We start from the raw sequence: 24,151 nt of genomic DNA on the forward strand, positions 1-24,151 counted from the left end.
AATGGTTTGAACTCCGTCGGCTCAAAAGGACACGCCGGACAATGACAGATCCCTATCAGCAGTCGATGATGGAAAACCTTTATTGGTGGGGGATCCCCACCTTGTTTCGCTGTCCCAACGAGGGCCCGCAGGATAGCGACATCGCACTGGTGGGGGTGCCTCACTCCACCGGCAATGGCACGACGGAGCGCGATCAGCATCTGGGGCCACGCGCGCTGCGCAACGTCTCAAGCGTTGCGCGACGCATGCATGGGGAATTCCAGCTCGATCCCTGGACAGCCGCCAGAATCGTGGATGTCGGGGATGTTCCCCTGCCCCGCGCCAATGACAATGAACATTGCATCGAACAGATCACCAGGTTTTATGCCGATATCGACGCCACCGGAGCCAGACCCATCTCGGTCGGCGGCGATCATTCGATCACCGGCGGCATCGTCCAGGCGCTTGGCCGGGGACAGATCTGCAAGGGCGAGCCGGTGTGCTTTCTTCACATGGATGCCCATACGGATGTGTTCACAAAGGTAGACCATTTCCTGGGGGCCAAGAAATCGGCGGCGCATTGGGGCGCCTATCTGGTGGATCAGGGCAAGGTCGATCCCACCCATTCCATGCAGATCGGGCTGCGCGGCCATGCGCGAACCCTCGACTGGCTCCAGCCTTCGTATGATTACGGCTACAACGTGGTGACGATGAAGGAGTTCAGGACGCGCGGCATCGAGGATGTCATTTTCCAGATCAAACGCGTGCTTGCAGGAAAACCCGTCTACATCACCTTTGATCTGGATTGCCTGGACCCTACGATCGCGCCAGGCGTGTCGAATATCGAGGCCGGAGAAAAGGGGTTCGACATAGACGAAGCCGTCGCCTTGCTGCGCGCGGTGCGCGGGATGAACATCGTGGGTGGAGACATTGTGTGTATGATGCCCACGAAAGACAATCCAAACCAGATCACCGCCCTGACCGCCGCCGCGATCATGTTCGAGATGATTTCGATGTGCGCCGAGAACGTGGCGACAGCGCCCTAGCCGATAGCAACCCGGCGATGCGACCCCGCCCAGGGGGCTGCGGTCCCATGCAGGTAGGGTATTCCGTACCCGATCCCGGTTCGCCGGTGACCCGATTGGGGAATAAAATGTCGCTCGAACCCGCATGACGTTGGTGGATGTTACGTCAACTTGAAAGTGACGTGACGTCCAGGTTACGTCAACGTCAATCACATGTTGTAAAACGCTCCAAAGCTTCGCACCTAACCGGTATCGCCCAGATGACGGAGAGCGACATGATGAGTGAAGACGTAATGACAATCCGCGAGATGTGCGACGCCTATGAGGTGACGCCGCGCACATTGCGGTTCTATGAAGCCAAAGAGCTTTTGTTCCCCATTCGCGAGGGGCAGAAGCGCCTGTTTACCAAACGCGACCGGGCGCGGCTCAAGCTGATTCTGCGCGGCAAGCGCTTTGGCTTCAGCCTTGAAGAGATCCGCCAGTTGCTGGACCTCTATCACATGGGCGACCAGCAGCTCACCCAGATCAGCCGCACCTACGATATCGCCCGTGAACGGCTCAACGACATGGAACGCCAGCGCGACGAGTTGACCGAGGCGATTGACGATCTGAAAGAACAGCTCAAGTGGGGGGAAAAGATGATCGCCTCGCTGAGCGTGCCGAAAAAAGCCGCCGAGTAAGACGGCGCCGCGACCAACCGACTTTGAGGGAGATACCCGATGCCGACCTATACAGCCCCGACCAAAGACCTGCAGTTCGTGTTGCACGATGTGCTCAAGATCACGCAATCCGACATTCCAGGCTATGCCGATCTTGAGGTCGATTTCACCTCGGCCATTCTCGAAGAGGCAGGCAAGATCAGTTCAGAGGTTCTGGCGCCGCTCAACACCGTTGGCGATACCGAAGGGTGCCGCATGGAAAACGGTGTGGTCTACACCCCCACCGGGTTCAAAGAGGCCTTCGAGCAGGTCAAAGAGGGGGGCTGGCCAGGTCTGGATATGCCCGAGGAATACGGCGGGCAGAACATGCCTGCGGTGATCGGTTCGGCCGTGGGCGAGATGTTCTCGGCCGCCAACCAGGCCTTCACGATGTATCAGGGCCTGACCCATGGTGCGGCCTCGGCGATTTTGGCGCATGGCACCCAGGCGCAGAAAGACACCTATCTGCCCAAGATGGTCAGTTGCGAATGGACCGGCACGATGAACCTGACCGAGCCGCATTGCGGTACCGATCTGGGCCTGATGCGCACCAAGGCCGAACCTCAGGGCGATGGCGGCTATAAGATCACCGGACAGAAGATCTTTATCTCGTCGGGCGAGCATGACATGGCCGACAACATTGTGCATCTGGTGCTGGGCAAGATCGTCGGCGGGCCTGAGGGCATCAAGGGTGTATCGCTCTTTATCGTGCCGAAGTTCCTGGTGAACGAGGATGGCAGCCTGGGGGCGCGCAACGGCGTGACCTGCGGCAAGATTGAAGAAAAGATGGGCATCCACGGCAACTCCACCTGCGTGATGAACTATGACGAGGCCACCGGCTATCTGCTGGGTGAAGAGCACAAGGGCATGCGTGCGATGTTCACCATGATGAACGAAGCGCGCCTCGGCGTGGGCATGCAGGGTCTGGCTCAAGCCGAGGCCGCCTATCAGAACGCGCTCGAATACGCCAAGGACCGGCTTCAGGGCCGCGACGTGACCGGCGCCAAGAACCCCGACGGCCCGGCCGATCCGCTGATCGTGCATCCCGATATCCGCCGGTCGCTTATGGATCAGAAGAGCTTTGCGGAAGGCGCGCGCGCCTTCATCCTCTGGGGTGCCACGATGATTGACGCCGCCCATCGCAGCGGCGACAAAGATGCCGATGGTCTGGTGTCGCTGCTGACGCCGGTGATCAAAGGCTTTCTGACCGATCAGGGCTATGACATGACCATCAAGGCCCAGCAGGTCTATGGCGGTCACGGCTATATCGAGGAATGGGGCATGTCGCAATACACGCGCGACGCCCGGATCGCGATGATCTATGAGGGCGCCAACGGGGTGCAGGCTCTGGATCTGGTGGGCCGGAAACTGGCACAAGACGGCGGCAAGCATGTGATGGCGTTCTTTGACCTGGTCAAATCCTTTATCAAGGACACTGCCGGTCAGGACGCGGATTTTGATCGCGATTTCCTCGATCCGCTGAAAGCGGCCTCCAAGGATTTGCAGTCCGCAGGCATGTATTTCATGCAAAACGGGATGAAAAACCCCAACAACGCGTTGGCCGGATCCTATGATTTCATGCACATGTTTGGCCATGTCTGCCTGGGCCTGATGTGGGCGCAGATGGGCAAAGCCGCTCGGGACGCTCTGTCTGCGGGGGCATCCGACGCCGCGTTCTATGAGACAAAGCTGGCCACGGGGCGTTATTACATGGCCCGTCAGCTGCCCGCGACCGCTCTGCACCTGTCGCGCATCCAGTCGGGTGCGGATACGGTAATGGCGCTGGAGGCGGCGAATTTCTGACCGGGCCGGCGGGACAAGTCCCGCCCTACCGGCGGTGGGACCGTCCCGCCAAGCAAAGATCCGTAGGGCGGGACGTGTCCCGCTCAGCCCAAAGAGACCGGGGAGAGACGATGCCCAAACGGTTCCGACTGACCCGCCGCTTCCCCGTCGCAATGACGGAGGACGGCTATCGCAGGCTGAAACGCTTCGCGTCCGAGGCCGGGCTGGACGAGGGAGAGGCGCTGTCGTTCCTCTTTGAGCATTTTGACAGCGTCACGGATACCGAGACCTTGGGCCACCGGCTTCGCGTCTTTAATGCAGAGCTGGACAACCGCAAGCGCTGAGCGCGCACGATACCAAAAGGGGGGACCTATGAGAGATTTCTTTTCGGCCAACTCATCCTGGATGAGCGAAGAACACCGCATGCTGTCGGATATGGCCGCACAGTTCATCACCAATGAATGGGCACCGAAATTCGAAAGCTGGCGCAAGCAAGGCGAGATGGATCGCGAAATCTGGCCCCAGGCCGGCGCGCTGGGCCTGCTCTGCCCGTCGATCCCCGAAGAATATGGCGGACCGGGTGGCGATTTCGGGCATGAGGCAGCGATCATGATCGAGGCCTGCCGCGCCAACATCGCCAGTTGGGGCTATCCGATCCACGGTCCGATCGTATCGCATTACGTTTTGACCTACGGCACCGAAGAACAAAAACAGCGCTGGCTCCCGAAACTGATTTCCGGCGAGATGGTGGGGGCGTTGGCGATGACCGAACCCTCCACGGGTTCGGACGTGCAACGGATCAAGACCAAGGCGATCAAGGACGGCAATGCCTATCGGCTGTCGGGACAGAAAACGTTCATCTCCAACGGCCAGCATGCCAATCTGATCATCGTTGCGGCCAAAACCGACCCGAACGAAGGTTCAAAGGGCGTGTCGCTGGTGGTGCTGGAAACCGACGGAGCGACAGGCTTCCAGCGTGGACGCAACCTTGAAAAAGTGGGGTTGCACGCTGCCGATACCTCCGAGCTTTTCTTCGACAATGTCGAGATTCCGCCCGAGAACATCCTGGGCGGCGAAGAGGGCCGCGGCTTTTATCAGATGATGGAACAATTGCCCCAGGAGCGGCTGGCCATCGCTTGTGGTGCTGTCGGCGCCATGGAAGGCGCGGTGGAACGCACCGTTGCCTATTGCAAGGAACGCGAGGCTTTTGGCGGCCCATTGACCCAGTTCCAGAATACGCGCTTCAAGCTGGCTGAATGCAAGACCAAAACGGCAGTCGCGCGGGCATTCCTCGATCAGTGTATCTCGGAGCATATGCGCGGAGAGCTGACTTCGGACAAGGCATCGATGGCCAAGTACTGGCTGACCGATACGCAAGGCGAGGTCCTGGACGAATGCGTCCAGCTGCACGGCGGGTATGGGTTTATGCAGGAATACGCCGTGGCGGAAATGTGGGCCGATGCGCGCGTGCAGCGGATCTATGGCGGGACCAACGAGATCATGAAAGAGCTGATTGCACGGTCCTTGTGAACGATGGCGCCTGTCCGACCCGATGCGTGCCGTATTTGGAAAGAGAAGAAGATGCTGTGTTATGCACCCCACCGGCCGAGGCTGATCTCGTTAGACGGCACTCAGCCGGGCCAGCGGGGCTTCTCCTCTTACGGCCATCGGCTCGGCAGCCTGTACCGCAGAGACAGCAAACGCCCATTCACGTTAACACCGCGTTACCAGGATGGCGAACCCTGTGCTTCTTCTCTTCAAAAATACGGAAAAAAACCTGTCCGTGACACACGCGCCCGGGGAGGGCATTGAGACGATGACCATGAAACTCTACTGCTTTGGCGAGTCCGGCAATTCCTACAAGGCTGCGCTGGCGCTTGAGCTCTCCGGCCTCGACTGGGATCCGGTATTCGTTGATTTCTTTGGTGGCCAGTCGCGCACGCCGGAGTACCGCGAGGGCCTGAATGTGATGGGCGAGGCACCGGTCCTGGTGGATGGAGACATCCAGCTGAGCCAGTCGGGCGTCATCCAGGACTATGTTTCGGAGAAATCGGGCAAGTTTGGCGGTCAGGGCGCGCAGGAACGCCGTGACGTGCTACGCTGGGTGCTGTGGGACAACCACAAGCTGTCCTCCATGGCCGGGATGACCCGCTTTTTGATGAACTTCTTACCCGAGGACAAGCGCCCCCAAGAAGTGATTGCGTTTAGTCAAGGCCGCCTCAAGGCTGCTTATGCCGTGCTCAACAGCCATCTGGCAAACCGGGACTGGATCGTAGGTCGTGGCATCACCAATGCCGATCTGTCCTGCTGTGGCTATCTCTACTACCCTGAACCGTTCGGGTTCGACCGGGCGGAGTGGCCCCATATCGACGCGTGGCTCACGCGTTTGTCGCAACAACCGGGCTGGAAGGCCCCTTATGATCTGATGCCCGGCAGCCCGGCTGACCGCGCCTGAACTGGAGGAACGAGAATGACCGAAGCCTATATCTATGATGCCGTGCGCACGCCGCGTGGCAAGGGCCGCAAAGACGGCAGCCTGCATGAGGTGACCTCGCTGCGCCTGTCGGCCCAGACCTTGAACGCGGTGAAACAGCGCAACAACCTGGATGGTCACGCGGTCGAGGATGTTATCTGGGGCAATGTCACCCAGGTGATGGAACAGGGCGGATGTCTTGCACGCTCGGCCGTGCTGGCCTCGGATCTCGATGAATCGATCCCCGGTCTGGCCATCAACCGGTTCTGTGCGTCCGGCATGGAGGCCGTTAACCTGGCCGCCAACCAGGTCAAGGGCGGCGCGGGTGATGCATACATCGCCGGCGGGGTGGAGATGATGGGCCGCGTCCCCATGGGATCGGACGGTGCCGCCATCGCCGTGGATCCAAGCGTGGCCATGGACACGTATTTCGTGCCCCAAGGCATCAGCGCCGACATCATTGCCACCAAATACGGATTTACCCGCGATCAGGCCGATGCCCTGGCGATGGAATCCCAACGGCGCGCCAAAGCGGCTTGGGATGACAACCGGTTTTCCGGATCGGTCATCACGATCAAGGACCAGAACGGCCTGCCGATCCTCGATCACGACGAATACATGCGCCCCGGCACCGACATGCAGGCCCTGGGGTCTCTCAACCCCGCCTTTCAGATGATGGGCGAACAGATGCCCGGCTTCGACAAGGTCGCTTTGATGAAATACCCCGAGCTGGAGCGGATCAACCACATCCACCATGCGGGGAACTCCTCCGGGATTGTCGACGGTGCCGCTGCCGTGCTGATCGGCAACAAGGAATTCGGCGAGCAGAACGGGCTCAAGCCCCGCGCCCGGATCCGGGCAACAGCCAAGATCGGCACTGATCCCACCATCATGCTGACAGGCCCCGTACCGGTGACCGAGAAGATCCTGGCCGATAACGGCATGGCCATTGGCGATATCGACCTCTTTGAGGTGAATGAGGCCTTTGCGTCGGTTGTCCTGCGGTTCCAACAAGCGTTTGACGTTGATCCGGAGCTTGTTAACGTGAACGGTGGCTCCATTGCGATGGGCCATCCCTTGGGGGCGACCGGCGCGATCATCATCGGCACGCTGCTTGATGAGCTGGAGCGCTCGGACAAGGAGATGGGTCTTGCAACGCTCTGCATCGCGTCTGGCATGGGCGCGGCCACCATCATCGAAAGGGTGTAATACGTGTGACGGCAGAGATCTTCGCAGACACCGGTGAGCGCCTGACACAGGCGCTCGTGACCGGGGAGTTCGAGCTTTATCGGCAGGCCATGGACCTGCCGATCGAGATCATACCCCGCACAGGTAAGCCACGTGTCTTGCAAGATATCGACGACCTGACCGAAGACTTCGGGATCTACCGCCAGACCATCACACTGTGGAAAGTCACCGACATCTACCGCAAACCGCTTTCGATCCGACATTTGGCGGATGGCTTGCTGGAGGTGACTTGCGAAATGCACATCATGGCCGATGGCACCCGGATCGTTGATCCGTTCACCTCGATCATGACCCTGCGCCACACCGAAGAGGGCTGGAAATTCTGCCGCATCCACAGCTCGCTTGGCCACATCAACTGGACCTTTGGCCAGGCCGATATCTCAGATTCGGGCAGCTTCACCCACAGGTGAACCCGGCCCACCGAACCCCAAGACGACATTCGCCGAACGGAGGCATGACAATGACCGATTTCAAAATGACCAAGGACGCAGACGGCGTCGCCATCATCACCTGGGACGTGCCCGAAAAATCCATGAACGTGATGTCGTTCGAGGGTCTTGAAGAGCTCAATACCCAGATTGACGCGGCACTGGCCGACGATGCCGTCAAGGGCATCGTGATCACCTCAGGCAAGGAAGACAGCTTTGCCGGGGGCATGGATCTGAACCTGCTGGCCAAGATGCGCGACGATGCGGGCGATGAGCCTGCCAAGGGCCTTTTCGAGGGGACGATGCAGATGCATGCGCTGTTGCGCAAGATCGAACTCGCCGGGATGGATTTCAAGACCAAGAAGGGTGGCAAGCCCATTGCCGCCGCCCTGCCCGGCACCGCCGTCGGCATCGGTCTGGAACTGCCGCTGTCGACGCACCGCATCTTTGCGGCCGACAATCCCAAGGCGCGGATCGGCCTGCCGGAAATCCTCGTGGGCATCTTTCCCGGCGCGGGGGGCACCACGCGGTTGGTGCGCAAGATGGGCGCGATCAATGCCGCGCCCTTCCTTCTCGAAGGCAAGCTGGTGGCGCCTGCCAAGGCCAAGAGTGCCGGCATCATCGACGAGGTGGTCGACGATCCGCTGGCCGCCGCCAAGGATTGGGTGCTGAACGCAGCCCCCGCCGATCTGGTCAAACCCTGGGACGCCAAAGGATACAAGATGCCCGGCGGCGCGCCCTATCACCCGGCAGGATTTCCCAATTTCGTCGGCGCCTCGGCCATGGTCAACGGCAAGACCAAGGGCGTCTACCCCGCGGCCAAGGCCCTCTTGAGCGCGGTTTATGAGGGCGCGATGGTCGATTTCGACACCGCACTCAGGATCGAGGCGCGCTGGTTCACCTCCGTGCTGATGAACCCCTCGTCGGATGCGATGATCCGCTCGCTCTTTCTCAACAAAGAAGCGCTGGAAAAAGGCGCCGTGCGGCCCAAGGACATCCCCGATCAGCGGGTCAAGAAACTGGGCGTGCTGGGCGCGGGCATGATGGGCGCGGGCATCGCGCTGGTCTCGGCCCAGGCGGGGATGGAGGTTGTGCTGATCGACCGCGATCAGGAGGCCGCCGACAAGGGCAAGGCCTATACCGAGGCCTATCTCGACAAGGGCATCGCGCGCAAAAAGGTCACGCCAGAGAAGAAAGAGGCGATGCTGGGCCGGATCACGGCGACGCCAGATCTCGATCACCTCAAAGGGTGCGATCTGATCATCGAGGCGGTGTTCGAGGATCCGGCCGTCAAGGCCGAGATGACCAAGAAGGTCGAGGCGATCATCCCGGAGGACTGCATCTTTGCCTCCAACACATCGACCCTGCCGATCAGTGATCTCGCGAAGGCGAGCGCGCGGCCCGAGCAGTTCATCGGCATCCACTTCTTCTCACCCGTGGAAAAGATGCTGCTGGTGGAAATCATCAAGGGCAAGGAGACCGGAGACCGCGCGGTGGCCAAATCGCTCGATTACGTGCGCCAGATCCGCAAGACGCCGATCGTGGTCAATGACGAACGGTTCTTTTACGCCAACCGCTGCATCATTCCTTACATCAATGAGGGCGTGATGATGGCGGGCGAAGGGGTGACCCGGCCGCTGATCGACAATGCGGCGCTTTTGTTGGGCTTCCCTGTCGGGCCTATTCAGCTGGTCGATGAAACCTCACTGGACCTGGGTGCCAAGATCGCCAAGGCGACGATGGCGGCGATGGGCAATGCCTATCCGAAATCCATCGCCGACGACGTGACCTTCTGGATGGTGGATGAGGGCCGGTTCGGCCGCAAATCCAAGGCCGGGTTCTTTGACTATGACGACAAGGGCAAACGTCTGGGATACTGGGCCGGGTTCAACGACACGTTCCCGCTGGCCGAGGAGCAGCCCGACCTGACCGAAGTACAGCACCGGTTGCTGTTCGTGCAAGTCCTGGAGGCGGTGCGCGCGCTGGAGGCGGGTGTTCTGGAAGATATCCGCGAGGGCGATGTGGGTGCGATCCTGGGCTGGGGCTTTGCGCCCTGGTCGGGCGGCCCATTCAGCTGGCTCGACATGGTGGGGGCGGCTTGGGCGGCAGAGCGCTGCGATCAGTTGCAGGCCAAATTCGGTGACCGGTTCGCCTGCCCGGCGCTGCTGCGCGAGATGGCCGAAAAGGGTGAGAGCTTTTACGAGCGTTTTGCGCCCGAGGCACAAGCAGCCTGAGGCGGTGAACTCAGGACCGCAACCCACTTGAGGGGATTGGGGCGGCGCAGCGATGTGCCGCCCTTCTATGTGTTTTGTGAGCGTTCTCTCATGCCCGCGGCGCGCGGGCGAGGCTCTGCCTCGCGCTCCGGGAATATTTTTGGCCAGAAGAAGCCATCAGGGATCGAAGCCATATTCGAACCGGGCAATGTCCTCGGCGCAGATTTGGGCCACGATGGCCGCCGTGCGGTCGGTGTAATAGCGGCGGTAATCGCGGAGGCGGTCCGACATGTTCGCACGCGGAAGGGTCAGGAGGAAGCCAAGATGCGCGTGCAGCGGGACCACGTCCTGCTCAAACGCCTCGATGCGGATATAGGCCTGGCATTGTTCTGTTCCGTCGGCGCGGGTCATATAGCGTGATGCGGGGTTGGCCCTGAGGCTGTCTTGTGTGTGGGTCTGTTCGAGAAAGCCCGCGAAATCATACGACTGCGCCAGTGTGACCGCCGGGTGCGCAAAGCGTTGATCGCGCAGCCAATGGTAGTAGCTGACGATGCGGTCCCAGGGGTTGCGCACCAGAGTGAAGGCAAAGAGCGGGGCGATCTCATCCACGGTGTAAAGCCCGTCGATATCGCTGAGCATGCTGTGTTTCCACACCCGCCCCCGGGCGCGGGTGGCCTCGACCCGGCGGCGGCGTTTGCGCGCCTTGGGGGTATCGCCGATCATGACATCGTCCTTCATCGCCCGCGCCTCAAGTGCCAGCGCCATGGCCGTTCCACCGGTCTTGGGGATGTGCACAAAGATATAGCCGCGCCCGGGTGAGAGGATCATGATGTCACGCTAACGCGCCCTGAGCGCGATCACCATGCCCGCCAGCATGATCAGTGCGATGCCCGCCAATTGCCCTATGCTCAGGGTCTGCCCAAACAGGACAAACGCGTAAAGCGGGCCAAAGATCATCACCGAATACTCAAAGACCGCCACATAGGATGGCTCGCCCAGTTGGTAGGCCTTGATGATCATGAACACCCCGGCCACGGATCCCACGGCCTGAAGCAGAACGAAGGGGGACGCCTGTGGCATGGGCCAGACCCAGCCGCGCGTGACGAACCCTGCAGGACCCGCCGCGCTCTCCATCGGCCAAAGATGAAGGGTGAGCAGCCCAAGCGCTCCGAGACTGCCCAGCATCACCAGCAAACCCGCCAGCATCGACACTGTGCTTTCGCCGGCACAGAATGTGCGCGTGCTGATCGCGCCCAACGCATAGAAAAAGCCGCCCGCCACTGGCAGCACCGTGAGCCAGCTGAACGTCCGCGGATCAACCTGCAACACCATCAGGATGCCCAGAAACCCCAGGGCAACCGCGAGGATGCGCCATCGCCCAATCGGTTGGCCCAGCACCAGCACGGTGATGATCAGGATGAAGATCGGAGAGGTGAAGAGCCCCGCCAAGGCCTGCGCAATGGGCATCAAGGCCAGTGCGCTGAAGTAAAACAACATCGACAGAGCCACCAACCCGCTGCGCAGAGCCACGGCCCACCATCTGCGCGGCCAGAGCGTACCAAGACCGATCAGCGACAGCACAATCACCATCGGCAGCGCGGTCAGCGCGCGGGTAAAGTGGAACTGCCACAACCCGATCTCCTGGGCGACAAGCACGATCACATTGTCGATCCCGCCGATGATCAGCATGGCGCCGACCATGAAAAGCGCGGCCGACAGCGGTTTGGTGGCAGCGGTGTGCAACATTCCCCTTTCCATACGTGAGGGCGCGACCCATTATCACAGCCCACATAGGACCAAACAGCGATTCAGGGGGGACATTCAATGGGCTGGATGACGGACGAGACGGGTTTGGGAAAATGTGCCGCGAATTTCGTGGCGCTGACGCCCTTGTCGCATCTGCGGCGCGCGGCATTGGTGTTTCCCGATCATCCCGCCGTGATCTATGGCGGGCACCGCAAATCCTATGGGGAGTATTATGCACGGTGTTCGCGCCTCGCCTCGGCGCTGAGCCAAAAGGGGGTGATGCCCGGCGATGTGGTGGCAACCCTGATCCCCAACCTGCCCGCCCAGGCCGAGGCGCATTTTGGCGTACCGGCCTGTGGTGCAGTGCTGAACACGATCAACACGCGGCTGGATCTGGACACGGTGAGCTATATCCTTGGCCATGGCGAGGCCAAGATCGTACTGGTGGATACGCAGTTTCTGGAGCTTGCCGAAGAGGCGGCGGACGCGCAGGAGACCCCGCCCCTGCTGATCGAGGTGCCCGATCCTCATGCAGGCTACCCCGCGTCGGGGCGCCATCCAACCTATGAGGATTTTCTGGCCGTCGGCGATCCCGACTTCGACTGGATGATGCCGGAGGATGAGTGGGAGAGCCTGGCGCTCAATTACACCTCCGGAACCACGGGGCGGCCCAAGGGTGTCGTCTATCACCATCGCGGGGCCTATCTGATGACGATGGGCACGGTGGTGTCGTGGCGCATGGTGATGCACCCGATCTATCTCACGATCGTGCCGCTCTTTCACTGTAACGGCTGGAACCACACCTGGATGATGCCGATGCTGGGCGGCACGTTGGTGTGCTGCCGCGATATCACCGCCGAAAACATATTCAACGCCATCGCCTATGAGGGGGTCACGCATTTCGGGGCCGCGCCCATTGTTCTGAACACGCTGGTCAACGCGCCGGAGGAAGAACGCACGCCCTTTGACCACACGGTCGAGGTCTTTACCGCCGGCGCGCCCCCCGCCCCGGCCACGCTGGCCAAGATCGAGCCGATGGGGTTCAACGTCACGCAGGTCTATGGGCTGACCGAGACCTATGGGCACGTCACCGAATGCCTGTGGAAATCCGATTGGGAAGAAACCGCGGGCACCGCGCGCGCCGCGATCAAGGCGCGCCAGGGCGTGGCTTTTCCGATGATGGAACATATCACGGTGCTGGATGAGGAAATGGTGCAAGTGCCCATGGATGGCAAAACCCAAGGCGAGATCGTGATGCGCGGCAATTCGGTAATGAAAGGCTATCTCAAGAACCCCGAAGCCACCGCCGAAAGCTTTCGAGCTGGGTATTTCCATTCGGGCGATATCGCGTTGCAGCACCCCGACAGCTATATACAGATTGCCGACCGGGCCAAGGATATCATCATTTCGGGCGGCGAGAACATCTCATCTGTCGAGGTTGAGGGCGTTCTGATGGGCCACCCGGACGTTCTATTGGCCGCCGTGGTCGCCAAGCCGGATGAGAAATGGGGCGAGATTCCGTACGCCTTTGTGGAGTTGAAGGATGGAGCCACGGCGGACGCGCCAGAACTGATCGCCTTTTCCCGGCAGACCCTGGCCGGATTCAAGGCCCCCAAGCAGGTGGTGTTTCAGGAATTGCCCAAAACCTCCACCGGTAAGATCCAGAAATTCGAGCTGCGCAAGCGCGCGGCAAATCTCGACTGATCCTCACCTCGCACAGCGTCTGTCAACACGGAGCGGCTGCGCCGCATTCTATTCTATTTGTGCGCGGCCGCACGGGCCTTGGGACGCTGTCCCAAACCCTGGGAATATTTAGAGCCAGAAGAAGCATCCGCGGAGTTGAGATGCCATGATCTGTTGGGAGATCCCCACGGAAGACATACAGTCCGGTGTCTTTGGTCCTTTGCATGGTCCGGTGTTCGGTGTCACGGTTGCGGCCGAGGGTACGCTTGGAGTAGCCTGCGGTCAAAGAGAGGCCGGGCAGCCCCAGAGATGACAGCGCTTAAGAAATACCAGCGGTTGGAGGCCAGCGGCCTCTGGCGCCCAACGCCGGAAGATCAGCGGCGAGAGGTTGTGGTGTCGATCGGCGATGCCACTCTGGTGATCACCGATACCCGTGATCGGGCGTTGACGCATTGGTCGCTCGCGGCCATCGACCGGCAAAATCCGGGGGCGTACCCCGCCATCTATTCGCCCGATGGCGATACCGGAGAAACGCTTGAACTGGCCGCCTCGGAGGATCAGATGATCCGCGCCATCGAAAAGCTGCGTGGCGCGATTGCCCGGGCGCGGCCGCATCCCGGGCGGCTGCGTCTGGTGTCGGTGATCCTGTCCTGTCTCGCGGTTGTGGCGCTTGGCCTTTTGTGGTTGCCGGGGGCCATGACCCGTCACACCCTCAGCGTGGTCCCCGAGATCACGCGGACTGAAATCGGTCAGGATCTGTTGGCCCGCATCACGCGTGTGTCGGGCCCCGCCTGCCAGGAGGCCGCCGCCGATCCGGTACTGGCACGGCTTGCCGAGCGGACCGGCGTGCGCGAGGTGGTCGTGCTGCCCGCCGGGGTGCGCGACAGTTTGGCCCTGCCCGGGGGCCTGGTGCTTTTGAACCGGGCGGTGATCGAAGATCACGAGGATCCGGATGTCGCCGCCGGCTTTATCCTGGCCGAACGGGTGCGCGCGGCGGCGCAGGATCCGCTTGCCGATCTGCTAAGGCAAGGCGGTTTCCTGGCCTCGTTCCGGCTGATCACTACCGGGGCGCTGGCACCTGCCACACTCGATGCTTTTGCCGAAACGGTTCTGGTCGCAGACCGCGCGGACGGGCCGTCAGAGCCATTGCTCGCGGCCTTTGCCAAAGCCCGCATCCGTTCCACACCCTATGCCTATGCGCTTGATATTACGGGTGAAACCACGCTGCCGCTGATTGAGGCAGACCCAATGAACGGACAAACCCCGCAATCCGCGCTCCCAGATCGCGATTGGCTGGTCCTGCAAGCCATCTGCGAAGGATAAGGCGTGACTTGGGTCAGGCGCCCAGAAGTCCCTAGTTGCGAATATACGCATCCGAAAAGCCCGCGCGCCGGGCTGCCGCCATTGCACGGGACGCTTCGGCCTGGCTGGCGAAAGGGCCCGCCATGACCAAACGATAGGATGTGCCGCCCCGCGTCAGCGTGCCCATACGGGTCGGAAATCCGGTGCGGGCCATGCGCTGTGCGCTGGCACGGGCGTTGGCCTCCACACCGTACATGCCGACCTGCACATAGATCGAGGCCGAGCCTGCTCTCTCTGCCTTGGCCACTTCACGCTGGGCTGTCGGTTGCTGCCGCGATGTGATCACAGGTCTGTATGCCCGGGTGCTGACCGGACGATCCGAGATGATCTTGGGCTGTTTGATCCGGTTTTGGCGGACAGTTCCGGTGCCATGGCGCGGCACGGTATTGGTCCAGCTATACTGTGTGGAGAGATAGCCGCTCACCGATTGCTCGGCGCGGCGCGGGTTCAGACGCCCATCCTCCCAGACCGGGACATAGCCTTCGGGCACCCGCACGACACTGGCCTCGCGGCGTTGACCCAATAGATGTGCGGGCAAAATACGCTCACCGCCGCCGGAGCCGAGCGACGATTGGCCCCCTGGCCTGGTGATCGGCGATTCAGGTTGCGGTCCGCAGCGGACGGGGAATTGGCTGCCATCGTTGATGTAGCGTTGCGAGAAGCTTGAGGCGTTCGGACACCTTGTACCCCGGTTGCGCGTGCCGGGCGCAGGGGCGGCCGGTTGCGGCGCCGGAGACACCACGGTGGGTTGCGGGGCGGGAGATGGCGCGGGCGCCTGCCTGCGTGGCGCGGGCACCGTTGCAGGGGTCGCGCGGCGCGGTTGTGCCGCTTGCGGGGCGCGGCGCGGTTGGGTTGCCTGCGGTGCGGCCGCCGGACGGCGCGTGATCGTGGTCGCCACGGTCGGCATCGGCTGCTGCGTCGTGGTCTGGCGTGGTGCCGGAGCGGCTCGTGGAACGATCTGAACAGGCTGCGCCGTCGCGGCGGGCTGTGTCGCGGGGGGGGCCGCAGCCTGGCCCGCCAGTGTCGGGCGCGCGCCGCAGACTTGCTGCCGACTGCGCGACACGCGCGGCACCCATGTCACATTGCCGTCGATGCCGGCCCGGATGAACACACATCCGGTACTATCAACGTACTGATTTCCTTGAAAACTCGCCGGCGGAAACTCCGCCGGAGCCGCATTCCGATCAATGGTTTGGGCGTAAAGTCCCGTTACCCCAAAAGACGCAAGCAGGACGCTTGTGGCAATAATTCTGGTATATCTCATCACATGTCCCCACAGGATGTAGAGGTCAGGATGCCGCAAATGAAACGCTGAGTAAAGCGTTGAGAAACAGTTATTTTGTCCCGAACATGCGATCTCCGGCATCGCCAAGTCCGGGCATGATGTAACCGACATCATTGAGCTCGCGGTCAAGCGAGGCTGTCACGATGGGCACGTCGGGATGGGCCTCTTTCATGCGCGCGACGCCTTCGGGCGCGGCCAGCAGGCACATGAAGCGAATGTTGGTCGCACCGGCGCCTTTGAGCAGGTCAATCGCCGCGACAGAGGAATTTCCGGTCGCCAGCATCGGATCGACCGCAATCACCAATCGATCGTCAAGACCGTGTGGCACCTTGAAATAGTATTGCACCGGTTGCAGCGTCTCTTCATCGCGGTAGAGCCCGACAAACCCCACCCGCGCCGAGGGAATGAGTTCGAGCACACCATCAAGAAGTCCGTTGCCCGCCCGCAGGATCGACACCAACGCCAGTTTCTTGCCCGCAAGCGTGGGCGATTCCATCTCTTCCAGCGGGGTTTCGACGGATTTGGTGGTCAGTGGCAATTCGCGGGTGGTCTCATAGGCCAAGAGCTGACTGATCTCGCGCAGAAGCTGGCGAAAGACGGCTGTGGGCGTCCTGCGATCCCGCATCAGGGTCAATTTGTGCTGCACCAGCGGGTGATCCACGATTGTAAGATGCTCGGCCATATCCGTCCTCCTGTCAGTTCCCCTTTTGCGCCGCGCATGGGTCGAGGGCAAGATCAGAAAAAACTGCGCCCCGGCCCTTGGGCAGGCACGCCGAGATGCGCGGCGACGCTGGCCGCGACATCGGCAAAGGCAATTTGGCCGAGACAGCCCGCACCGCGCCCGGCCACCAGAACCGGTACCCGTTCGCGGGTATGGTCGGTGCCGGTCCAGGTCGGATCGTTGCCATGATCGGCGGTCAGGATCAGGATATCGCCCGCGCGCAGCCGTGCCAGCACCGGGCCGATGGCCGCATCGAACCCTTCCAGCGCCCGGGCATAGCCCGACACATCGCGGCGGTGGCCATAAAGGCTGTCGAACTCGACGAGATTGGCGAAGGTCAGGCTGCCCTCCTCGGCCTCCTCCACCAGATCGCTCAGATGGCGCATCAGGGTGGCATCGTCGCCCTTGCGCAGATCATCTATCCCTTGCATCGAAAAGATATCGCCAATCTTTCCAACGCCATAGACGCGCCCGCCTCTGTCTTGCACCCAGTTGGTCAGAACCGGTCCGGGCGGGGCAATCGCATAATCGCGCCGGTTGCTGGTGCGGGTAAAGCCGGTAGAGTCATCGCCGGTGAAGGGCCGCGCGATGACCCGGCCCACTTTCATCTTATGCAGACATGGGGCGACGGCCTGACAAAGGGTGAGCAGACGCTCCAGCCCGAAACGCTCCTCATGAGCGGCGATCTGAAAGACGCTGTCAGCAGAGGTATAGCATATGGGCCAGCCGGATCTGAGATGCTCTGAGCCCAGCCGCGTCACGATCTCGGTGCCCGACGCGTGGCAGTTGCCAAGAATGCCGTCTGTTCCGGCCATTTGCGCGACATGGGCGCTCAGATCCGCGGGAAAGGCGGGTGTTGCGTCGGGGAAATAGTGCCAGGCCCAGGGCACCGGCAACCCGGCCAGTTCCCAATGGCCCGAGGGCGTGTCCTTGCCCACCGACTGCGCGGTCGCCGCGCCATAAAGGCCGCTGAGCGGTGCTTTCAGGCCCAGCACCTCAAGCCCCGAGGCCAGTGCCACCGCCTGCCCCAGACCAAGCGCCGCCAGATGGGGCAGATGCAGCGGTCCGCTGCGCCCCTCCTCTGCCTGACCCGCCGCGCAAGCTTCGGCGATATGGCCGAGGGTGTTGGCGCCGGTATCGGGCGTGTCGCCGTTAAAGAAGCGGTCCGCATCCGGCGCGCCGCCAATGCCGACCGAATCCATCACCACCAGAAAGGCACGTGGCATCAGCCGATCCTTTCATGGATCAGCGGCGGCGGCGCCTGATGCCGGTCCCCCAGCCGGATCGCCTGACGCACGGCGCGTTCGGCAGCGCGCGCGGCATCTTCGCGCCCGGCATGAATCACGGCGAGGGGTTGGCCTTTGCTCACCTGTGCGCCCAATCGCACGACACCCGACAGACCGACGGACGGGTCGATCAGATCCGCCTCAATCTGTCGACCGCCACCCAGCGCAACCACAGCCAGGCCCAACCCCTCGCCGTCGATGCCGGTGACATAACCATCCAAGGGCGCGGCCACCTCGCGGATCACATTGGCTTCGGGCAAGAAACGCGGCCAGTTTTCCACAAAGGCGACCGGCCCGCCCTGGGCTGCGATCATCCGGCCGAACCGGTCGGCCAGACGGCCATCGCGCAGCGCATCGAAAATCATGTCGGCGCCGTTCTGCACCCCCTCGGCAAGTTCGGCATTGGCCAAGAGTACACCGCCCAGCGCCGCCGTAATCTCGACCAGCGGGCCGTGCGCCTCTCCGGTCAGGACCCGCATCACCTCTGCCACTTCCAGCGCGTTGCCCAGCGCGGGTGCGAGCGGCTGATTCATATCGGTGATCACGGCGGTTGTCTTACAGCCCGCCGCAGTGGCGGTTTCGGTTAGCGCCTGGGCCAGTGCACGCGCCTCCTCAATGGTCTTCATAAACGCGCCCGAGCCGATCTTGACATCCAGCACCAGCGCATCCAGCCCTGCGGCCAGCTTTTTCGACAGGATCGACGCGGTGATCAGATCAAGGCTCTCGACCGTCGCCGTCACGTCACGGATCGCATAAAGCCGTTTGTCGGCGGGCGCGATATTGCTGGTGGCCCCCACGATGGCGCAGCCCGCCTTGTCAAGGATATCGCCCAGCCGATCAGAATTGACCTGGGTCACCAAACCCGGGATCGCCTCAAGCTTGTCAAGTGTCCCGCCTGTATGGCCCAGACCGCGCCCCGAGATCATCGGCACCAGCCCACCGCATTCGGCAAGAGCAGGCGCCAGAAGCAGCGAGACACAATCGCCCACACCGCCGGTCGAATGCTTGTCGATCACCGGCTGGTCGCGGTCCCAGGCCATCACAGACCCGCTGTCGCGCATCGCAAGCGTGAGGGCGGTACGGCCCCCCTCGCCCAGCCCCTGCAGACAGACCGCCATGGCAAAGGCCCCGGCTTGGGCGTCGCTCACCGTGCCATCGGCAAGGCCCGCCGCGAACCAGGCCAACTCGGCCTGCGATGGGGCCTCGCCCCGCCGCAGCCGGGCGATAATCGCGCGGGCATCCATCAGATATCGTCCATATGGTCGGTGTTGAACGCCCCCGGCAACAGCGCACCCAAGGTCATGGTCAATTCGGTGTCGTTGGCGGTGGTGCCCATCGTGACGCGCACCTCTTCGGCCCCAAACTCCGCCAGCTTCTGACGGCAGCCACCACACGGGGTAACAGGCATGGAACTGCCCGCGATCACATAAACCTCGGAAAGCTCGGTCTCGCCCGCAGCGACCATGGCCGCAATTGCGCCGGCCTCGGCACAGGTGCCTTCGGGATAGGCCACGTTTTCCACGTTGCAGCCCACATAGACCGTACCGGATGCCGCGCGGATCGCTGCACCCACCTTGAAGTTCGAATAGGGCGCGTGGGCATTTGCCATCACGGCGGTGGCGGCGTCTTTCAGGCTCATGGTGTCCCCTCGGTCTTGAACGCGCCCGGCAGCGACACTTCCAACAATTCCAGATCGTCCGACGGACCGGTGAGCCGCGTCTTCATCCCCGGCGGGATCACGAAGGCATCCCCGGGCGATAGGGCATAGGGGTCGCGCCCTTCGCCTTCCAGCGTGACGTTTCCGTCCATGACAAAGGTAAACAGGATATCGGCATTATGCGACGACCACACAGGTGCGCCGTCACCGACCCGCACCACATGCACCCCCGCGACATTCCCGGTATTGGCGGCGATCGTAGTATCGCGCGAGCGATATCCGGGCAGGCGGAACGGGGACCATGTCGCCTCCTCGACCTTGTGATGCACGAATTTCTGCCCTTGAAACACGCGGTCGGGTTTGGCGGGGCCATTGGGTAAGGTCATTTCGTGATCGATGGTAGTAATATGTTCGGCCGGCACCCCGATCTCGATCACTTCGATATTGTCCGACGCAAAAAGCACGCGGTGCCGGATCTCGGGCGGCTGGATCACACAGCACCCGGCATCCAGGCGGAACGGCTCTCCTTGATCCTCATAGACCAGATCGACCCAACCGCGATAACAGAAGATCAGCTGAAACCCGACGGTGTGGTAGTGCACCATATCCGGTACGGGGCCGCCATCGGGGATGCGGATGTGGCTGGCGATGATCGACCCGCCCAGCCGGTCGGGGATCAGGTCCCGGTACTGCATGCCCGCGCGCCCGATGATCCAAGGCGCCTGATCGGCCAGACGGCGCACCACGAAGGAATGCACGGTCTCGGGCATGACCAGGGGCGGATGCGCCTCGTCAATCTCGACCCGGGTGCCATTGGGCGCGGTCAACGCGCGCGCACCATCCGCAAACCCCTCGGGATCCTCCGTAAGAATGCGGATTGTGCCCGGTGGTTCGGTCGCTCCGGTCTCCACCCGCAGCCGCAGCCCATGGCCGGAAAACACCGCGATCTGCGGGTTATCGGCAGGGTAGATCATATCCAGCCTCATCCCCAGGGTCTTGGTGAAAAACGGGATATCGTCGCGCAATTCAGAGGTGGGCAGGCGGATTTCAGCTTTGGGTTCTGGCATGATGGCGTCCTTCTGAACCGCGAGAGTGGCGGGACGTCCATAAATTTGCAAGACATCGCATGCGACACCGTTGTGCATGAGACGGCTTTCCCTGTCCGAAAAAGTAGTTTAATACTAAACCAATTTTTCGGGAGAGGAACCCAAGGATGTCCGACAACCAAACGCTCAGACAGGCGGCGCTGTTTTATCATGAGCATCCGAAACCCGGAAAACTCGAGATCCGGGCCACCAAACCCATGGCCAACGGTCGGGACCTGGCGCGCGCCTATTCACCCGGCGTGGCCGAAGCCTGTATCGAGATCAAAAACGATCCGGCCAATGCCGCGCGGTTTACCGCACGGGGCAATCTGGTGGCGGTGGTCACCAATGGCTCGGCGGTGCTGGGATTGGGCAATATCGGCGCGCTGGCCTCCAAACCGGTGATGGAAGGCAAGGCGGTCCTTTTTAAGAAGTTCGCCAATATCGACTGTTTCGACATTGAGCTGGACGAGGCCGATCCCGAAAAGCTGGCCGAGATTGTCTGTGCCCTGGGTCCGACCTTCGGGGCGATCAATCTCGAAGACATCAAAGCGCCGGATTGTTTCATTGTCGAAAAAATCTGCCGTGAGCGGATGAATATCCCGGTGTTTCACGATGACCAGCACGGCACCGCCATCGTGGTGGGCGCGGCGGCCAAGAACGCATTGCATGTCACCGGCAAAAAGTTTGAGGAGATCAAACTCGTCTCTACCGGGGGGGGCGCGGCCGGGATTGCCTGCCTGAACATGTTGCTGAAACTGGGGCTCAGGCGGGAAAACATCTGGCTCTGCGATGTTCACGGGCTGGTCCATGAGGGCCGCGATGTGGATATGAACCCGCAGAAGGCGGCCTTCGCCCAACCCTCCGACCTGCGCACGCTGGATCAGGTGATCGACGGGGCGGATCTGTTTCTGGGTCTGTCGGGCCCCAACGTGCTCAGCCAGTCGATGGTCGGACGCATGGCGCAGAAACCGATTGTCTTTGCGCTGGCCAATCCCACGCCCGAGATCCTGCCCGAGGACGTGCGCGCGGTCGCCCCCGACGCGATCATCGCCACGGGTCGCAGCGATTTTCCCAATCAAGTCAATAACGTGCTGTGTTTCCCGTTCATCTTTCGCGGCGCATTGGACGCGGGCGCGACCGAGATCAACGACGCGATGCAGCTGGCCTGCATCGACGGGATCGCCGAATTGGCCCGCGCCACGACCTCGGCCGAGGCGGCCGCGGCCTATCGCGGCGAGCAACTCACCTTCGGGCCGGATTATCTGATCCCCAAACCGTTCGACCCGCGCCTGATCGGCGTCGTCTCGACCGCTGTGGCCCGCGCGGCAATGCAAACCGGTGTGGCCGCCCGGCCCATCGCGGACATGGAGGCCTATAAGCAAGGCCTCGACGGGTCGGTTTTCAAGTCCGCGCTGATCATGCGACCCGTATTCGAGGCCGCGCGCACCGCCACGCGGCGCATCGTCTTTGCCGAGGGTGAGGATGAGCGCGTGCTGCGCGCAAGCCAGGCGATGCTGGAAGAGACCACCGAAAAGCCCATCCTGATCGGCAGGCCCGAAGTGATCGAGACGCGGTGCGAACGCTATGGGCTGACCATCCGACCAGGCCGGGACTTTGAGGTGGTGAACCCCGAAAACGATCCGCGGTACCGCGACTATTGGGGCACCTACCATCAGGTCATGGCACGGCGGGGTGTGACCCCGGATCTCGCCCGCGCGGTTCTGCGCACCAATACGACCGCGATTGGTGCGGTGATGGTGCATCGGGATGAGGCCGACAGCCTTATCTGCGGCACCTTCGGGCAGTATCTGTGGCATCTGAACTATGTCACCCAGCTTCTGGGTGGGCCGGGGGTCCACCCCGTGGGCGCGCTGTCGCTGATGATCCTGGAGGATGGCCCCTTGTTCGTGGCCGACACCCAGGTGCATCCCGAACCCACGCCAGAGCAGATCGCCGAAACCGTAACCGCGGCCGCGCGCCATGTGCGCCGCTTTGGTCTGGAACCGAATGTGGCGATTTGCTCGCATTCGCAATTCGGAAATCTCGACACCGCCTCGGGCAGACGCACCCGGGCGGCTATCGACATCCTGGATGGGGAGCCGCGCGACTTCTGCTACGAAGGCGAGATGCATATCGACGCAGCCCTCGATCCCGAGCTGCGGAGCCGGATCTTTCCCGAAAACCGCATGCAGGGCACCGCGAACGTTCTGGTCTTTGCCAACTCCGATGCGGCGTCTGGGGTGCGCAACATCCTGAAAATGCGCGCAGGCGGGCTGGAGGTCGGGCCGATCCTGATGGGCATGGGCAACCGCGCCCATATCGTGACACCCTCGATCACCGCACGCGGCCTCTTGAACATGGGTGCCATCGCGGGCACGCCGGTGGCCCATTACGGGTGAGGCGTAGGGCGGGACTTGTCCCGCCACCCACTCGGCATATTCGATGCGCAAGACGGGCCCGCGCGCCGAGCATGAAAGGGCCGCCAAAGGCCCGCATCGACCTTGTTCACCTGCTTTCAATGGTGTGATGCCGCAGGCATGAGATTCGCGGTTTTGGCTGACATCCATGGCAACTTGACTGCTTTAGACGCGGTTCTGCGGAACATGGAGGCGCTTGAGATCTCGACCGCTGTGAACCTCGGCGATTTTTTCAGCGGTCCGCTCGACCCCACGACAACCGCTTCGATCCTGATGGAACGTGATTTCATATCGATCCGGGGGACTCATGACAGATACCTCATTGAACAACACAGCGTGGATATGGCCCATCGGACGGGGTCGGCTTCGATCAACTGGAAGGAGTCCACCTTGATTGGATAGCCGGCCTGCCCGTCAAAAGAACCAACTCCAAACTGCAAACGCTCCGGCATAGCGACACCAACGCGCAGCCGATCCCCCCTTGCCCTTTCCCCTCGCAGACAGTCATAAAGCCTGCGCGCGGAGGAGAATTGGCGTGAGGGAAGGACAACCACATGACGTACGCGGAGGTTTATGAAGGCTGGAAGGCCGATCCGGAGGGATTCTGGATGCAGGCGGCCGAGGCCATCGACTGGGATACCGCACCCAGCCGGGCGCTGACCGACAAGGGCAATGGCCTTTACGAATGGTTCGCCGACGGTCGGGTCAACACCTGCTGGAACGCCGTCGACCGGCATGTGGAGGCCGGGCATGGCCACCGTGTTGCCATCATCCATGACAGCCCGATCACCCATACCAAGCACGAAATCACCTATGAGGAATTGCAGACCCGGGTCTCTCTCCTGGCAGGCGCCCTGCGCGCCAAGGGGATCGAGGCCGGTGACCGCGTCATAATCTACATGCCCATGGTGCCCGAGGCGCTGGAGGCAATGCTGGCCTGCGCGCGGATCGGCGCCATTCATTCTGTGGGCTTTGGCGGGTTTGGGGCCATGACACTGGCCGGCCCCTGCCGTTGCCCACCAACAGGGCGCAGCCGGCCCCCCCGGGGCGGGACGGGGGC

The 24,151-nt window shown here is 62.0% G+C and carries 22 protein-coding genes; 14 read left to right on the top strand and 8 right to left on the bottom strand.

Translation table 11 applies throughout. From position 1 onward, the window contains the following. Positions 1-41 precede the first annotated feature (41 nt). The 9 genes from HEP69_RS20925 to HEP69_RS20965 all read left to right on the top strand — a co-directional run bounded on the left by HEP69_RS20925 (position 42) and on the right by HEP69_RS20965 (position 9,867). Positions 42-1,025 carry an arginase family protein gene (locus HEP69_RS20925; protein WP_290560454.1) on the top strand — a complete coding sequence of 328 codons (984 nt, stop codon included), beginning with the start codon at positions 42-44 and terminating at the stop codon, positions 1,023-1,025. 257 nt (positions 1,026-1,282) lie between these two features. Then, a complete protein-coding gene (locus HEP69_RS20930; protein WP_290560477.1) occupies positions 1,283-1,684 on the top strand; it encodes a MerR family DNA-binding transcriptional regulator in 402 nt (133 codons plus the stop codon). Between the two features lie 39 nt (positions 1,685-1,723). Continuing rightward, positions 1,724-3,505 (top strand): acyl-CoA dehydrogenase C-terminal domain-containing protein, encoded by a 1,782-nt coding sequence (locus HEP69_RS20935; RefSeq protein ID WP_290560455.1) that lies wholly within the window; start codon positions 1,724-1,726, stop codon positions 3,503-3,505. 110 nt (positions 3,506-3,615) lie between these two features. Beyond that, positions 3,616-3,828: a hypothetical protein gene (locus HEP69_RS20940; RefSeq protein WP_290560456.1), complete on the top strand. Its 213-nt coding sequence runs from the start codon at positions 3,616-3,618 to the stop codon at positions 3,826-3,828. A 28-nt stretch (positions 3,829-3,856) separates the two neighbouring features. Further along, positions 3,857-5,014, top strand: coding sequence for an acyl-CoA dehydrogenase family protein (locus tag HEP69_RS20945; RefSeq protein WP_290560457.1), 1,158 nt, complete (start codon positions 3,857-3,859; stop codon positions 5,012-5,014). A gap of 286 nt (positions 5,015-5,300) precedes the next feature. Further along, positions 5,301-5,939, top strand: a complete 639-nt coding sequence (locus HEP69_RS20950) for a glutathione S-transferase family protein (RefSeq protein WP_290560458.1) — start codon at positions 5,301-5,303, stop codon at positions 5,937-5,939. Between the two features lie 15 nt (positions 5,940-5,954). Next, complete coding sequence (locus HEP69_RS20955; RefSeq protein ID WP_290560459.1) at positions 5,955-7,166, top strand: acetyl-CoA C-acetyltransferase; 1,212 nt, start codon at positions 5,955-5,957, stop codon at positions 7,164-7,166. Positions 7,167-7,171: 5 nt separating this feature from the next. After that, positions 7,172-7,615 (top strand): hypothetical protein, encoded by a 444-nt coding sequence (locus HEP69_RS20960; protein ID WP_290560460.1) that lies wholly within the window; start codon positions 7,172-7,174, stop codon positions 7,613-7,615. Positions 7,616-7,665: 50 nt separating this feature from the next. Beyond that, a complete protein-coding gene (locus HEP69_RS20965; protein ID WP_290560461.1) occupies positions 7,666-9,867 on the top strand; it encodes a 3-hydroxyacyl-CoA dehydrogenase NAD-binding domain-containing protein in 2,202 nt (733 codons plus the stop codon). 156 nt (positions 9,868-10,023) lie between these two features. Here HEP69_RS20965 and HEP69_RS20970 read toward each other — a convergent pair whose 3' ends face one another. Together HEP69_RS20970 and HEP69_RS20975 are read right to left on the bottom strand one after the other, a co-directional pair. Then, positions 10,024-10,674 carry a sulfotransferase family 2 domain-containing protein gene (locus tag HEP69_RS20970; protein WP_290560462.1) on the bottom strand — a complete coding sequence of 217 codons (651 nt, stop codon included), beginning with the start codon at positions 10,672-10,674 and terminating at the stop codon, positions 10,024-10,026. Positions 10,675-10,683: 9 nt separating this feature from the next. Then, positions 10,684-11,592, bottom strand: a complete 909-nt coding sequence (locus tag HEP69_RS20975; protein WP_290560463.1) for a DMT family transporter — start codon at positions 11,590-11,592, stop codon at positions 10,684-10,686. A 78-nt stretch (positions 11,593-11,670) separates the two neighbouring features. On the opposite strand from HEP69_RS20975, the gene HEP69_RS20980 reads away from it, so the two are divergent. Both HEP69_RS20980 and HEP69_RS20985 read left to right on the top strand, forming a co-directional pair. Then, a complete protein-coding gene (locus HEP69_RS20980; protein ID WP_290560464.1) occupies positions 11,671-13,296 on the top strand; it encodes an AMP-binding protein in 1,626 nt (541 codons plus the stop codon). Positions 13,297-13,584: 288 nt separating this feature from the next. Further along, positions 13,585-14,598: a hypothetical protein gene (locus HEP69_RS20985; protein ID WP_290560465.1), complete on the top strand. Its 1,014-nt coding sequence runs from the start codon at positions 13,585-13,587 to the stop codon at positions 14,596-14,598. A 31-nt stretch (positions 14,599-14,629) separates the two neighbouring features. On the opposite strand, the gene HEP69_RS20990 is transcribed toward HEP69_RS20985, so the two are convergent. From HEP69_RS20990 to HEP69_RS21015, 6 genes are all read right to left on the bottom strand, one after another. After that, positions 14,630-15,748 carry an SPOR domain-containing protein gene (locus HEP69_RS20990; protein ID WP_290560466.1) on the bottom strand — a complete coding sequence of 373 codons (1,119 nt, stop codon included), beginning with the start codon at positions 15,746-15,748 and terminating at the stop codon, positions 14,630-14,632. Between the two features lie 223 nt (positions 15,749-15,971). Continuing rightward, the gene (upp, locus tag HEP69_RS20995; RefSeq protein WP_290560467.1) at positions 15,972-16,604 is read right to left on the bottom strand and encodes a uracil phosphoribosyltransferase; all 633 of its coding nucleotides are present in this window, start codon (positions 16,602-16,604) and stop codon (positions 15,972-15,974) included. Between the two features lie 53 nt (positions 16,605-16,657). Beyond that, positions 16,658-17,869: a phosphopentomutase gene (locus tag HEP69_RS21000; RefSeq protein ID WP_290560468.1), complete on the bottom strand. Its 1,212-nt coding sequence runs from the start codon at positions 17,867-17,869 to the stop codon at positions 16,658-16,660. Next, on the bottom strand, positions 17,869-19,173 hold the full coding sequence (locus HEP69_RS21005) for a thymidine phosphorylase (protein ID WP_290560469.1): 1,305 nt from the start codon (positions 19,171-19,173) through the stop codon (positions 17,869-17,871). The genes HEP69_RS21000 and HEP69_RS21005 overlap by 1 nt, the downstream gene beginning before the upstream one ends. After that, positions 19,173-19,568: a cytidine deaminase gene (locus HEP69_RS21010; protein ID WP_290560470.1), complete on the bottom strand. Its 396-nt coding sequence runs from the start codon at positions 19,566-19,568 to the stop codon at positions 19,173-19,175. The genes HEP69_RS21005 and HEP69_RS21010 overlap by 1 nt, the downstream gene beginning before the upstream one ends. After that, on the bottom strand, positions 19,565-20,653 hold the full coding sequence (locus HEP69_RS21015) for a cupin domain-containing protein (protein ID WP_290560471.1): 1,089 nt from the start codon (positions 20,651-20,653) through the stop codon (positions 19,565-19,567). The genes HEP69_RS21010 and HEP69_RS21015 overlap by 4 nt, the downstream gene beginning before the upstream one ends. A 146-nt stretch (positions 20,654-20,799) precedes the next feature. On the opposite strand from HEP69_RS21015, the gene HEP69_RS21020 reads away from it, so the two are divergent. The 3 genes from HEP69_RS21020 to HEP69_RS21025 form a co-directional block, all read left to right on the top strand. Next, positions 20,800-23,073, top strand: coding sequence for an NADP-dependent malic enzyme (locus HEP69_RS21020; RefSeq protein ID WP_290560472.1), 2,274 nt, complete (start codon positions 20,800-20,802; stop codon positions 23,071-23,073). Between the two features lie 138 nt (positions 23,074-23,211). Further along, positions 23,212-23,493, top strand: coding sequence for a metallophosphoesterase family protein (locus HEP69_RS23795; RefSeq protein WP_366111753.1), 282 nt, complete (start codon positions 23,212-23,214; stop codon positions 23,491-23,493). A gap of 152 nt (positions 23,494-23,645) precedes the next feature. Continuing rightward, positions 23,646-24,151 (top strand): AMP-binding protein (locus HEP69_RS21025; RefSeq protein WP_290560473.1); only part of this gene is annotated, 506 nt, incomplete at its 3' end.

This window comes from Aestuariivita sp. (genome assembly GCF_021404545.1).
GTDB lineage: Bacteria > Pseudomonadota > Alphaproteobacteria > Rhodobacterales > Rhodobacteraceae > Aestuariivita.

Coding starts and splice junctions, on each gene's coding strand:
- HEP69_RS20925 (WP_290560454.1), top strand. CDS start 42: ATGACAGATCCCTATCAGCAGTCGATGATGGAAAACCTTTATTGGTGG.
- HEP69_RS20930 (WP_290560477.1), top strand. CDS start 1,283: ATGAGTGAAGACGTAATGACAATCCGCGAGATGTGCGACGCCTATGAG.
- HEP69_RS20935 (WP_290560455.1), top strand. CDS start 1,724: ATGCCGACCTATACAGCCCCGACCAAAGACCTGCAGTTCGTGTTGCAC.
- HEP69_RS20940 (WP_290560456.1), top strand. CDS start 3,616: ATGCCCAAACGGTTCCGACTGACCCGCCGCTTCCCCGTCGCAATGACG.
- HEP69_RS20945 (WP_290560457.1), top strand. CDS start 3,857: ATGAGAGATTTCTTTTCGGCCAACTCATCCTGGATGAGCGAAGAACAC.
- HEP69_RS20950 (WP_290560458.1), top strand. CDS start 5,301: ATGACCATGAAACTCTACTGCTTTGGCGAGTCCGGCAATTCCTACAAG.
- HEP69_RS20955 (WP_290560459.1), top strand. CDS start 5,955: ATGACCGAAGCCTATATCTATGATGCCGTGCGCACGCCGCGTGGCAAG.
- HEP69_RS20965 (WP_290560461.1), top strand. CDS start 7,666: ATGACCGATTTCAAAATGACCAAGGACGCAGACGGCGTCGCCATCATC.
- HEP69_RS20970 (WP_290560462.1), bottom strand. CDS start 10,674: ATGATCCTCTCACCCGGGCGCGGCTATATCTTTGTGCACATCCCCAAG.
- HEP69_RS20975 (WP_290560463.1), bottom strand. CDS start 11,592: ATGTTGCACACCGCTGCCACCAAACCGCTGTCGGCCGCGCTTTTCATG.
- HEP69_RS20980 (WP_290560464.1), top strand. CDS start 11,671: ATGGGCTGGATGACGGACGAGACGGGTTTGGGAAAATGTGCCGCGAAT.
- HEP69_RS20985 (WP_290560465.1), top strand. CDS start 13,585: ATGACAGCGCTTAAGAAATACCAGCGGTTGGAGGCCAGCGGCCTCTGG.
- upp (WP_290560467.1), bottom strand. CDS start 16,604: ATGGCCGAGCATCTTACAATCGTGGATCACCCGCTGGTGCAGCACAAA.
- HEP69_RS21000 (WP_290560468.1), bottom strand. CDS start 17,869: ATGCCACGTGCCTTTCTGGTGGTGATGGATTCGGTCGGCATTGGCGGC.
- HEP69_RS21005 (WP_290560469.1), bottom strand. CDS start 19,173: ATGGATGCCCGCGCGATTATCGCCCGGCTGCGGCGGGGCGAGGCCCCA.
- HEP69_RS21010 (WP_290560470.1), bottom strand. CDS start 19,568: ATGAGCCTGAAAGACGCCGCCACCGCCGTGATGGCAAATGCCCACGCG.
- HEP69_RS21015 (WP_290560471.1), bottom strand. CDS start 20,653: ATGCCAGAACCCAAAGCTGAAATCCGCCTGCCCACCTCTGAATTGCGC.
- HEP69_RS21020 (WP_290560472.1), top strand. CDS start 20,800: ATGTCCGACAACCAAACGCTCAGACAGGCGGCGCTGTTTTATCATGAG.
- HEP69_RS23795 (WP_366111753.1), top strand. CDS start 23,212: ATGAGATTCGCGGTTTTGGCTGACATCCATGGCAACTTGACTGCTTTA.